The organism is Bacteroides cellulosilyticus DSM 14838 (assembly GCF_000158035.1).
Taxonomy (GTDB): domain Bacteria; phylum Bacteroidota; class Bacteroidia; order Bacteroidales; family Bacteroidaceae; genus Bacteroides; species Bacteroides cellulosilyticus.
This window is the reverse complement of record NZ_EQ973490.1, coordinates 640,075-652,978: the sequence shown is the minus strand read 5'-3', so window position 1 is coordinate 652,978 and position 12,904 is coordinate 640,075. Positions and strand designations below refer to the sequence as shown.

Genomic DNA, 12,904 nt, shown 5'->3' with positions numbered 1-12,904 from the left:
GATTGAACACACCTTCGCTGGTGGTTCCTATCCACATGTGTCCTTTGTCTTCGAACATGCAGGATATTTCGATGTTTTCTCCTGCCATCTGGTAGTAAAGATCAAAGTTATCGGTTTGCTCATTATAGCGGTATATTTCATTCTTTTTCCCGATGAAAAGGCCGCTTTTATAATATATGCTATTGATGTTATCTTGCAGGAGGGTGGTGAAGCGTTGGGTAGTCAGGTCGAACTGGGCAACACCTTCGGTACAGAGCAGGTAGATTTTTCCGTTCTGGTCGCCTGCCATGCGGAGCACGGTGTTACAGAAAAGGCTGTAGGGATCGTTTTTGTTCAGTTTGTAAGTCTGTATATCGTTTCCATTGTAACGGTTCAAACCTTCGCGCGTAGCAATCCATAAGATACCATTTTCATCAATATACAAACTGTTGACACTAAACTGAGATAGGCCGTCGTCGGTGGTTAAATGATTGAAAGTGATATTCTGGCTGTGTACGTTTGCTGTAACTATGCTTACTAAAACAAGAAACAGCGTTCTGATAAACTTTTGCACTTTTCCTCCGGTATTTTAAGGTTTCAAACACAAATATAAGGCGTTTTGCTCAAAAGGGGGATGTTTATTGGCTGTTTTTTATGGTTATGTCTGTCGAAATGTATATTTTTGGGCGTTTGTCGGACGAATTTTGACTTTTGCTTTCATTCGGAAGGTGTATATTTGCATACCAATTTTAAATCTATTATAAAATATCATGAATAACCTCCAATCCATTGTATCCCATTTCAATACGAAGGGTACAGTTAACGAAATCCAGCCTTTGGGCAGCGGACTGATTAATGACACGTACAAAGTGACTACTTTGGAAGCCGACGCGCCCGACTATGTATTGCAACGTATCAACCACGCTATCTTCCAGAATGTGGAAATGTTGCAGACAAACATTGAAGCCGTTACCCGGCATATCCGCAAGAAACTTACGGAACAGGGAGCGGATGATATCGACCGCAAGGTACTTTCTTTTATTCCTGCCGATACGGGAAAAACGTATTGGTATGATGGCGAAAACTATTGGCGCATCATGACTTTCATTCCCAATGCAAAGACTTATGAAACGGTGGATGCGGAATATTCTTATTATGCCGGTGTTGCTTTTGGCAATTTCCAGGCGATGCTTGCGGATATTCCGGATACGCTGGGAGAGACGATTCCTGACTTCCATAATATGGAGTTTCGTCTGAAGCAGCTTCGGGATGCCGTAGCTGCGGATGCGGTGGGTCGGGTGAAAGAAGTGCAATATTATCTGGATGAGATTGAAAAGCGTGCAGACGAAATGTGTAAAGGTGAACGTTTGTATCGTGAGGGTAAATTGCCTAAACGTGTATGCCACTGCGATACGAAGGTGAACAATATGATGTTCGATGAAGAAGGGAAGGTGCTTTGCGTAATTGATCTCGATACCGTAATGCCCAATTTTATCTTTTCCGATTTCGGAGACTTCCTTCGTTCAGCAGCCAATACGGGCGCCGAGGATGATAAAGACCTGAATAATGTGAATTTCAATATGGCAATCTTTAAGGCGTTTGCAAAAGGCTATCTGGAGTCTGCAAAAGTCTTTTTGCTTCCAATAGAGATTGAGAACTTGCCGTATGCCGCTGCGTTGTTCCCCTACATGCAGTGTGTTCGTTTTCTGGCAGATTATATTAATGGTGATACTTATTATAAGATTAAATATCCGGAACACAACCTTGTACGTACAAAGGCGCAGTTCAAATTGCTTCAGAGTGCCGAGGAATATACACCGGAGATGAAGGAGTTTATAAAGGAATCATTGGTATAAGGTCTGTTTATAACAGGATGGAAAGGAATAAGACTCACCACAGATTACACAGATTCACACAAATTTATTAATCTAATAATCAGTAAAATAAAATCTGTGTCAATCTGTGTAATCTGTGGTGAATTAATTCATAACCGAAAAGAAATGAATTCTTTAATGCAATCAAAATATGAACAAAAGAACCCCTGCATACTTGGTGTTGAAATCAGCAGTCTTGTTTTTATCTCTGCTTTGTTTTTATCCCTTGTCTGCAACTAACCCCCAAAAGAAAGAAATGAAAGAGTTGAATGTAAAAAAAGTAAGTCTGGCTAATGTAGCAGTAGAGAATATTCCTGCTTTGTTGGATAAAGAAAAGGTGGCTTTTCAGTCGATCAATACGGTGAATTGGAAGGCATTCCCTTATCAGCCGGAGGTGCAGTTCCGTATAGCTCATACGGATGATGCGATTTTGGTTCATTACAAAGTAAAAGAAGCTAGTGTGCGTGCTGTAGCAACGGGAGATAACGGTGCTGTGTGGGAAGATGCTTGCGTAGAATTCTTTTCTATTCCTGCGGGAGATGGAATTTATTATAATGTAGAGTGTAACTGTGTGGGAACTTTGCTGATCGGTGCAGGTGGCGGACGTAGCAATCGCGAACATGCTCCACAAGAAGTAATGGATAAGGTGCAGCGTTGGTCTTCTCTGGGACGCGAATCTTTTGAAGAACGTGTAGGAGAGTGTAGCTGGGAATTGGCATTAGTCATTCCTTATTCTGCTTTCTTCAAACATCAAATCACCAGTCTTGACGGAAAGACGGTTCGTGCCAATTTCTACAAATGCGGAGATAAGTTGCAAACGCCTCATTTCCTCTCATGGAATCCCATTAATCTGGAAAAGCCTAATTTCCACTGTCCCGAATTCTTCGGCACATTGAATTTTGAGTAACTATTTCCAGTCTTTCAAATTATAGCTTGCTTCTACCGCCTTTTCTATATCATCGGGAAGGGCGGGGAAGAAGTCTATCCCTGTGATCCGCTCCACTTCGTCCACAGTGTTTACATAAGAGTCCAGCGGATTGTTCCCTTCATTATTTTTATAAATAAAGCCGATGGCTTTCGGTTTCTTGTGCAGAGAAAGTATCACTTTAAAGAAAGCATCCGGTACAGCTACTTTATGCTCACCTATAGTCTGTGGCTTTCGGTCATAGAAGATAGGGCCGGTTACAATGTAAAGACAACTGTCTTTTTTCACCCACTTGCGGCATTTCTGTTCCAGTTCGTTCCAGTCGCCCCGGTTTAGATTGTGGTGCTGGGGACAGATGTTGGTCATGTAGAAACTTTCTATCATGGCTTCACGGTCCCATTTGTTGTCACCTGCCGGACAAAGATGTCCGCGGTCCCAACCACTACCTTTATAGTCTTGTGTAGTGACGGCTTTACTTTTAGGCAGGTCAGGGTCAGGACGAAAGTTATTGATTCGCTCGGTATTTTCCTTTAAACGTTCGGGAGTCAGTTTCCAAGCTACCCAGTTGGCTATGCGGGTGTTAGAGTTATAGGATACGAGGTATCCGGTACGTTGCAGAAGAATTTCGGGAGTACCAGGGGTGGTCGTTTGCTTGATGTATATATCAGAATTCAGGGGAAGATTCTGAACGATGGTTTCTGTTTGCTCAGTACCAGTAACCTTTTCTTTAGAGTTCGTTGTTTGATAAGTGGTGACGATGCCGCATATGATCAGGATAATCAGGAGCGTCAGTTGTTTCTTGCTATTCGTTTGTTTTTTCTTCTTCTTTCTCATAACTGAATGGGTAAGGTGGTGCAAAGATAACAAAAAAGGCGGACGAGTAAACCCGACCGCCTTCCGAATAAGGAGTATTCTTTTATTTTACAATGCCTTTAGACTCGCGTACGAAGTTAAGGATATTGTGTATTTCGTCACTCATCGGCACTTGGTCTTCAATCTTTTGCAAAGCATCCTGTATGCTGAAGTTACCTTGGTAAATCAGACGGTAAGCATTTACAATATGACGCAGAATGCGGTCTGTTACCTGATGCTTGTGCTGTAGCACAACAGCATTAATGCCATGATAACCGGCCGGATTACCATTCATGATCACATAAGGAGGAACGTCTTTCGCAATGCGGCATCCTGACTGGATCAATACCCAGCTTCCGATGTGGCATTGTTGTTGCAAAATGACGTTACTGCTCAGAATGGTGCAGTCACTGATACGGCAATCACCGGCTACAATAGTCTTAAGTCCTAATACGCAGTGGTTACCTATCTGCACATCATGGCAAAGGTGTACACCATCCATCAGGAAGTTCTCGTTGCCGATACGTGTGGCATCTCCTTCATGTGTAGCACGGCTCACAACTACATTTTCGCGAATGTCGTTCTGGTCGCCGATGATCAGCAGACTCTTCTCGCCCGTATAATGGAAATCCTGCGGGACGGTACCGAGTACGGCGCCATGATGCACTTTGTTCCTTTGCCCCAAGCGTGTACCGTCGAGGATACGCGCACCGGACATGATAATACAATCATCTCCAATCTCTACATCGCCTTCGATATATGCAAAAGGCTGAACCGTTACATTCTTGCCGAGCTTTGCGGCAGGATCTACAAATGCTAATGGACTTATCATAGTAATTAGTTTTTAGTTATTACTTTCTGCCTCCTCCAAGCGCTTGGTACAGGCTGATAACAGCTTGCATGCGGTCGAAAGTGTCGGATACCTCGGAGGTTTGTGCACTGAGGTAAGATTGCTCAGCAGACAGAACTTCCAGATACGTTGACGTGCCTAAGTTAAACAATTCTTTTGTATCTTCCGCAGCTTTACGGGCTGAATTTACCTGAATCTCGCGAGAAATGGCTTTTTCGGAGGTCATTTGGTATTGATACAAGGCGTTGCTCACTTCATTTCCAGCTTTCAGCAAAGTGGTTTGGAACTGGATTTTGGATTGCTCTTCCTGTGCTTTGGCCTGTTTCAGACGGGCGATATTAGCACCGCGATAGAATAGCGGTTGTGTCAACGATCCTATGGCGGAAGCCAGTAATTTGCCTGGATTTACAATTGCAGAACCTGCACTGTTAGTCCATCCTGCCGAACCACTCAATGTAATTTGTGGATAGAAAGCTGCACGTGCGCTGTTGGTATCGTAATAACTTGCAGCAAGAGACATTTCGGCAGCTTTTACATCGGGACGGTTAGATAACAGTTGCAAAGGAATACCGGCAGAGAATTCTGTTGGTAATTGCTGGTTTTCCAATACCCCACGTTCTATTTCCTGTGCCGGTTGATTCAGCATCAGGCAAAGAGCATTTTCTGTTTCACGAATACTTTGACGCATACCGGGCAGAGAAGCCAGCACCTGTGCGTAGGCGGCACGGGTTTGTTCTACTCCGGCAGAAGTCGTATTGTATATGCCTGCGTCCTTCATTGCTTCTACGGTTTCCACATTCTTTTTAAGAATATCGGCAGTGGATTCTGTAATTTGCAACTGTCGGTCGAGCATCAACAATGTGTAGTACATATTGGCCACATTGGCAATTACCTGAGTTTGCACGGCTTGTTCATAGAACTGTGTCTGTTTCAGAGATACCTGTGCACCACGTTTCGGGTTCAGTATCTGACCGAAGAGGTCTATTTGCCAGCTTGCTGTGACAGGAAGCGAATAAGTTTGCGTAGCCTTTCCCTTATCCCAACTGCTTACAGTTCCCTGCGGAGACAGTGCAAGCGTGGGAGCATAAGCCAGGCGTGCAGACATCAGTGCAGCTTCCGCTTTCTTCACGTTCAGAGCGGCACTGCGCAAATCTGGATTATTGGCAAGTGCTTGTTCGATGAGCGCTTGCAACTGAGGGTCGGTAAATACTTCCCTCCAAGGCAGGTTACCGAAGTTTGCAGTATCCGCTGCCAGTGTATCGTTCACAGCTGTCGTGTCGCGATACAGTCCGGCAGCCGTAATATCTTCGGGTCTGTCGTATGATTTGTAGATATGGCAACTGCTTAAAAGAGCAGTTGCACACATCAGAGTTATAATTTGTTTCTTCATAATGATAAAAGTATTTATACCTAATACTTATTTAGTGTATTGCTCAATTTCAGGTTCTGCGTCAGAGTTATCCACATCTGTCCATTCCATCGGTTTAATCTTCTCCTGCAGGTATTGGAATGCAACGAACAGAGCCGGCACAATAAAGATCTGCAGAATCATACCGATTAACATACCACCGATGGCAGAAGTACCCAGCGTACGGTTACCATTAGCACCTGCACCGGATGCCAGCATTAACGGAATCAAACCGACAATCATGGCCAGTGATGTCATCAAGATAGGACGCAGACGGGCTGCGGCACCCAGTACGGCTGCCCACGTTATACTCATACCCATCTTACGACGGTCGAGAGCAAACTCAATAATCAAGATGGCATTCTTTGCCAACAGACCCATCAACATGATCAATGCAATCTGCATATAAATGTCGTTCGACATGGACCCCATTATCATCTTCAGAATGGAGATATTGCCGATAGCACTCATACCGTTGACGAACAAGAAGCTACCCAACAGACCGAACGGAATAGATAAAAGTACGGCAAGCGGCAGGATATAACTTTCATACTGTGCACTCAGCAACAGGTAAACGAATACGAAGCAGAGTACGAAGATTAATCCTGTGGTACTACCACTGGTTTCGGCCTCTTCACGTGCCATACCTCCCAATTCGTAAGCGAAACCGGCAGGCAGATTCTCTTTGGCAACCTCGGCGATAGCAGCCAGTGCCTGACCGGAAGTATATCCGGAAGCAGGAGCAACCATTACTTTCATAGAGGTATACAGGTTGAAACGACTGATAATATCAGGTCCGTATACCTTCTTGATGGAAACGAACTGAGTAATCGGGGCCATTTCATTGCCGTTGCGCACCTTGATGCTGGACAAAGATTCCAGATTCTTGGTTGCTTCGGGTTCTGCCTGAACCATAACACGGTACATCTTACCGAAACTGTTGAAGTTAGAAGCATACAGACCGCCGAAGTATCCCTGCATAGTGCTGAGGATGTCACTTGGACTGATTCCTGCTTTCTTACAAGCAGCAGCGTCAATGTCAAGCATGTACTGCGGGAAGTTCGGGTTGAAGCTCGTCTTTGCGGAGTTGATTTCCGGACGTGCTTCCAGTGCAGCATTGTAATCTTTTACTACGTCGAAGAAGTGGTTCAAGTCACCACCGGTCTTATCCTGCATGTTCAACTCGATATCGCTGGATGCAGAGTAACCCGGAATCATAGGAGGAGCAAAGAACAGTACCTGTGCTTCCTTGATAATCTTCTGTGCACGCATAAAGAGCGTGATATAAACAATGTTAGAGTTTTGCATTGTGGAACGTTCTTCCCAGTTCTTCAGCTTGATGATGATAGAACCGTAAGAAGGTCCTTGTCCACCGATGAAGCTATAACCGGAGATTACCGTACGTGATGCAACGGCTGGTTCAGCAGCTACCAGGCTGTCTACACGGTTTAATACTTCTTGCGCACGTTCCTGTGAAGTACCCGGAGGCAGAGTTACTACACCCATGATGGTACCTGTATCTTCATTAGGCACCATACCCGTCGGAGTGATCTTCATAAAGAAAATCAGCAATACGATAGAACCTGCTACAAGACCGAAACTCAACCATCTCTTCTGGATGAAGAACAATACATTATTCTTGTATTTCTTCAACATCTTGTCGTAAGCCACATTGAAGCCTGTATGGAAGCGACTGATAAATGTCGATTTCTTTTCACCATGTTCATCATGTGGTTTCAGGAAGATGGCACACAATGCCGGACTCAACGTCAAAGCGTTCAATGCGGAGAAACCGATAGCGATGGCCATTGTCAGACCGAACTGTCGGTAGAATGTACCTGCCGTACCACCCATGAAACTTACAGGGATAAATACAGACATCATGACCAGCGTAATAGAAACGATGGCACCACCCAATTCACTCATGGCATCGATGGAAGCGGCACGGGCGGACTTATACCCCTGGTCTAGCTTCGCATGGACACCCTCGACGACGACTATGGCGTCGTCGACCACTATCGCAATGGCAAGCACCATGGCCGAAAGGGTCAGCAAGTTGATACTAAAGCCGATTAGCTTCAGTACGAAGAATGTCGCAATCAATGCTACCGGAATAGCAATAGCGGGGATCAATGTGGAACGGAAATCCTGCAAGAAGATATATACCACAATGAACACAAGGATAAAGGCCTCGATCAAAGTCTTGATAACCTCATGGATAGAGGCGAACAAGAAGTCGTTGGCACTCTGTGCAATATTGATTTTCAGACCGGTAGGCAACTTTTCAGAGTATCCGTCCAATAGTGTTTCCAGGTCATTGATGGTTTGGGTAGCATTACTACCTGCCATCTGGAATACGATACAGCTGACGGCTTTATGTCCGTTTACGGTATTGTTGAAGCTGTAAGTCAAACGTCCCAATTCAAGTTCGGCAATGTCTTTCAGGCGGAGTATCTCTCCATTGTCAAGTGCCTTGATAACGATGTTCTCAAACTCCTCTGTTTGTTGCAGACGGCCTTTGTAACGTATCGTATATTGGAATGTCTGGTTACCACGTTCACCGAACTGTCCGGGAGCAGCCTCGATGTTTTGTTCAGACAGGGATGCTACTACATCGTTGGGGATTAATTTGTACTGTGCCATGACATCAGGCTTCAGCCAGATACGCATAGAATAGTCCACACCCATCACCATCGCATCACCTACACCGGCAACACGTTTTACTTCAGGGATAAGGTTGATGTTGGCATAGTTTTCCAGGAACTCGATGTTGTATTGGTCTGTCTCATCATAAATAGAGAATACCATCAACATGGAAGTCTGTCTCTTTTGTGTGGTCACACCTACCTTGGTTACTTCGGCGGGCAGCAGACCTTGTGCCATAGATACACGGTTCTGTACGTTTACGGCAGCCATATCCGGGTCGGTTCCCTGCTTGAAGTAAACGGAAATATCGGCAGAACCACTGTTGGTGGCATTGGAAGTCATGTACATCATGTTTTCTACACCATTGATCTGGTCTTCCAGCGGTGCAATAACGGAGTTCAACACCGTTTGAGCGTTGGCACCCGTATAGGTGGCACGCACCGATACGGTTGGTGGTGCAATGTCCGGGTATTGGGTGATAGGCAAGGTTGCCAGACCAATAAGCCCCAGGATTACTATCAGCACGGAGATTACCGTGGATAGTACCGGACGATTAATAAATCTATCTAATTTCATGTTATTTAGTGATTAGGGGTTGGTGATTAGTGATAAGTACCTGCGGCATAATAGCGCAGCCGCTGATCACTAATCATTAACCGTTAAACGTTAATTGAACGCAGTTTGGATATTGCCTTCTTTCTGGTCTTTCAGTGCTTTCTGATATTCAGCTTCTTTCTCGGCAGGAGTGATAGGAGTGATAGCTGCTCCATCTCTCAGGTTCTGCACACCTTCCATTACTACTTTGTCACCGGCTTTCAAGCCTTCGGTTACGTAGTAATACTTGCCGTCGTTCAGCTTAAACACCTTAATTTCCGTATTCTTCAGGGTGTTGTCAGGCTGCACTACGAATACGAACTTCTTGTCCTGTATTTCTGTAGTGGCCGATTGCGGTATCATAATAACATCTGTCATCGGATTGGGGAATACTACATTACCGGTACTTCCGCTACGCAGCACATTGTGCTTGTTGGGGAAGAGGGCACGCATAGTTACCGAACCGGTAGCCTGATCGATAACACCGCTGATGGTTTCTACGCGGCCACTGTCGGCATACATGGTTCCGTCGATGAGTTGTAATTGTACATCGGGCATTCTTTCCAGAATTTCCTTGATGCTACCACCCTCGCGAATCTGAGACAGCAGTTGTCTTTCGGTCATGGAGAAGTAAGCATACATTTCAGAAATATCGGCTACAGTAGTCAGCGGGTTGGCAACGGAAGGGCTAACCAAACTACCTACACGGTAGGGGATATTACCTACTACACCATCGCTGGGGCTGGTTACACTGGTATACGACAGATTGTTCTTGGCGTTTACTAATTGTGCTTCAGCTTGTGCTAATTGTGCTTTTGTTTGTGCCAGTTGATTCTCTGCCATCTGCAAATCATAGTTGCTGATGATATTCTTTTTGTTCAACTCACGCTTGTTGTTTACGGTAAGTTCCTGCGTGTTCACGGCAGCTTTGGCTGTTTCAACAGCAGCTTTGGCTGAGTTCACAGCAGCTTGATACTGTACGGGGTCAATGCTGAACAACACTTGTCCCTTGCGTACTACTGAACCTTCGTCTACATGCAGTTTGGTGATGAAACCGCTTACCATGGGGCGGATTTCTACATCTTGTTTACCTCTGATCGTAGCCGGATAGCTGTTCGTTAAGTTGGCAGTGGTTGTTTCCACTGTAATCACTGCAAATTCGGGTGCTTTACCCGTAGTTTTGTCACTTTGTCCGCAACTGAACAGTGACAGGCAACATGCCAATAAAATCAATCTACTCTTCATACTTGTAATTATTCTCTGTCTTTTGGTTTATTTTTTCATCTTGGTAAAAAAGGCTTTTTATGTTTTGTCATAGTTGGATAATACGGAGGACAAAGGGGAAAACTAAAAGCACTCTTCGGGTTTTCCGGCTGCAAAATTATCTATTTTTGAACAGATTAGTTCTATTTGCGTCTATTTTTAACTATGTTTCATACATATCTTATATATAAGTCTCCAATATGCCATTCTAATCAGCTTTTACCTCTCCGGTTTCTATATTACAGAAAGGAATAATATTCTCATTACGAGTGAAGCTATTTCCCATTACGACTGAAGCTAGCTCCCACTACGACTGAAGGTACTTCCCACTACGACTGAACTCGTGTTTCATTGCGACTGATTGTTGTGGAACACCCAGTGGATTGTCACACAGGTAGTTGCCCGCTTTCTCAGGGTCTTGCTAAAGTATCTTCTCTTTCATCCTCCCGATTGAACCTTTCCTTTGTTTTATCTGTTTTTACTGTCTTCTTGCTCTTTTTTGATTAAAATACTGTAAAGCATTCTGTTTATTAAGGGATAACCTTTATTTTTGCAGCATATTACGTAATAAATATTTAGATATGAAGTCTCTTTTCAATCGTCTGGCAGGTGTTGCCGTTGTTGGTGTCGTGCTTTATTCTTGCGCCAGCATCGGTCGTCCGGAAGGTGGTGCTATTGATGAAACCCCTCCACGCTTCGTAGGTAGTACGCCTGCGCCGGGCGCGCTTAATAATAACCGGAAGAAAGTTACGATTGAATTCGATGAATTCATCAAGCTTGAGAAACCCGGGGAGAAGATCGTGATTTCTCCACCTCAGGTGCAACAACCGGAGATAAAGGCGAATGGGAAGAAGGTGGTAATCACCTTAAAGGATACTCTCAAACCGAATACTACTTATTCGATAGACTTCTCGGATGCTATTCAGGACAATAATGAAGGTAATCCGTTGCCCGATTTCGGGTTTACTTTCTCCACGGGTTCCGTTATCGACTCGATGGTGGTTTCCGGTACCGTGTTGAATGCAGCCAATCTGGAACCGGTGAAAGGTATGCTGGTAGGTATGCATTCCAATTTAGCTGACTCGGCTTTTACTACGATACCTTTTGAACGTGTAGGTCGTACCGACAGTCGCGGACGTTTCACAATTCGGGGTGTTGCTCCGGGCGAATACCGCATCTACGGATTGCAAGATGCTGACCAAAACTTCTATTATAGTCAGCCCACTGAAATGATTGCTTTCGAAGACTCCCTGATTATTCCTGCCATGGATGAACGGACACGTCTTGATACACTTTGGAAAGATTCTCTGACGATAGATACGATCATGGAGAGAGCTTATACTCATTTTTCTCCGGATGACGTTATATTGCGCTGTTTTAAAGAACGGGTTTTGTCGCAACGTCTCATCAGGAGCGAACGTCCCGAATCCCGGAAATTCTCTTTCTATTTCTCTACTCAGGCTGACAGCCTGCCGTTGTTGAAGGGACTGAATTTCGATGAAACCAACGCTTTCATCGTGGAGAAGCCTACCGGACGCATTGATACGCTTCATTATTGGATAAGAGACTCTTTGATCTATAAGATGGATACTTTGAAGATGAGTCTCACTTACCTCTATACGGATACGCTCAACCAGTTGGTACCGCGTACGGATACTCTGAGACTTGTATCGAAAATTCGACCTAAGTCCGAGAAAGAACTTGAAAAGGAACGTGAGAAGAAAGAAAAGGAACTGGAAAAAGCCAAAAAGAAAGCGGAGAAAGAGGGTAAGGAGTATGTAGAACCGACGGTATTCTTACCTGTAGATGTATATGCACCGGGTACGATGGATATCTACGACTATATCTCTCTTACGTTTACTGAACCGTTGGCAACTGCTGCTGATGGTGCTATTCATCTGAAACAGAAAGTAGACAGTTTGTGGAATGATGTCCCTTACGATTTTGTTCCGGACTCTCTGAACCTGATGCGCTATAATGTTTATGCAGATTGGGTGCCCGGTGAAAGCTATGCTTTTGAAGTCGACTCGACGGCTTTCCATGGAATATATGGCCTTTTCACCGATAAGATAAAGAAAGAATTTAAGGTGAAGAAACCTGAAGAGTATGGGCAAATATTCTATAATGTGACGGGAGCGGATTCGATTGCTTTTGTAGAATTGCTGGACGCACAGGATAAAGTGGTACGTACAGTGCCGGTTATCGATGGTAAGGCAGATTTCTACTTCCTGAATCCCGGCAAATATAGTGCGCGCCTTATAAATGATACGAATGGAAACGGTGTGTGGGACACCGGAAAATACGAAGACAAACGGCAACCGGAGAAAGTGTATTACTATCCTCAGGTGATAGAACTGAAAGCTAATTTCGACTTGACCCAGGATTGGAACATACATGAAAAGCCGCTGGATAAACAGAAACCGGATGAACTCAAAAAACAAAAACCAGATGAAGACAAGAAAAAGAGAAACCAGAATAACCGCAGCTCCGGCAATAACCGGTAAGCGCGGATG

At 44.5% G+C, this 12,904-nt stretch carries 9 protein-coding genes; 3 read left to right on the top strand and 6 right to left on the bottom strand.

The features are described from left to right. Window positions 1-553 (bottom strand): ligand-binding sensor domain-containing protein (locus BACCELL_RS07250; protein WP_007211009.1); only part of this gene is annotated, 553 nt, incomplete at its 3' end. Between the two features lie 196 nt (window positions 554-749). Here BACCELL_RS07250 and BACCELL_RS07245 point away from each other — a divergent pair. Beyond that, on the top strand, window positions 750-1,835 hold the full coding sequence (locus BACCELL_RS07245; RefSeq protein WP_007211007.1) for a phosphotransferase enzyme family protein: 1,086 nt from the start codon (window positions 750-752) through the stop codon (window positions 1,833-1,835). 169 nt (window positions 1,836-2,004) lie between these two features. Next, window positions 2,005-2,760: a carbohydrate-binding family 9-like protein gene (locus BACCELL_RS07240; RefSeq protein ID WP_007211006.1), complete on the top strand. Its 756-nt coding sequence runs from the start codon at window positions 2,005-2,007 to the stop codon at window positions 2,758-2,760. Here the strand turns inward: BACCELL_RS07240 and BACCELL_RS07235 are convergent, their stop codons facing one another. The 5 genes from BACCELL_RS07235 to BACCELL_RS07215 all read right to left on the bottom strand — a co-directional run bounded on the left by BACCELL_RS07235 (window position 2,761) and on the right by BACCELL_RS07215 (window position 10,373). After that, window positions 2,761-3,612, bottom strand: a complete 852-nt coding sequence (locus BACCELL_RS07235) for a DNA/RNA non-specific endonuclease (RefSeq protein ID WP_007211005.1) — start codon at window positions 3,610-3,612, stop codon at window positions 2,761-2,763. An 82-nt stretch (window positions 3,613-3,694) separates the two neighbouring features. Further along, window positions 3,695-4,462 carry an acyl-ACP--UDP-N-acetylglucosamine O-acyltransferase gene (lpxA, locus tag BACCELL_RS07230; RefSeq protein WP_007211004.1) on the bottom strand — a complete coding sequence of 256 codons (768 nt, stop codon included), beginning with the start codon at window positions 4,460-4,462 and terminating at the stop codon, window positions 3,695-3,697. A gap of 19 nt (window positions 4,463-4,481) precedes the next feature. Next, window positions 4,482-5,870, bottom strand: coding sequence for a TolC family protein (locus tag BACCELL_RS07225; RefSeq protein WP_007211003.1), 1,389 nt, complete (start codon window positions 5,868-5,870; stop codon window positions 4,482-4,484). 27 nt (window positions 5,871-5,897) lie between these two features. Then, window positions 5,898-9,110, bottom strand: a complete 3,213-nt coding sequence (locus BACCELL_RS07220) for an efflux RND transporter permease subunit (protein ID WP_007211002.1) — start codon at window positions 9,108-9,110, stop codon at window positions 5,898-5,900. Window positions 9,111-9,200: 90 nt separating this feature from the next. Further along, the gene (locus BACCELL_RS07215) at window positions 9,201-10,373 is read right to left on the bottom strand and encodes an efflux RND transporter periplasmic adaptor subunit (RefSeq protein WP_007211001.1); all 1,173 of its coding nucleotides are present in this window, start codon (window positions 10,371-10,373) and stop codon (window positions 9,201-9,203) included. 599 nt (window positions 10,374-10,972) lie between these two features. On the opposite strand from BACCELL_RS07215, the gene BACCELL_RS07210 reads away from it, so the two are divergent. Further along, window positions 10,973-12,895 (top strand): Ig-like domain-containing protein, encoded by a 1,923-nt coding sequence (locus tag BACCELL_RS07210; RefSeq protein ID WP_007210999.1) that lies wholly within the window; start codon window positions 10,973-10,975, stop codon window positions 12,893-12,895. Window positions 12,896-12,904 lie beyond the last annotated feature (9 nt).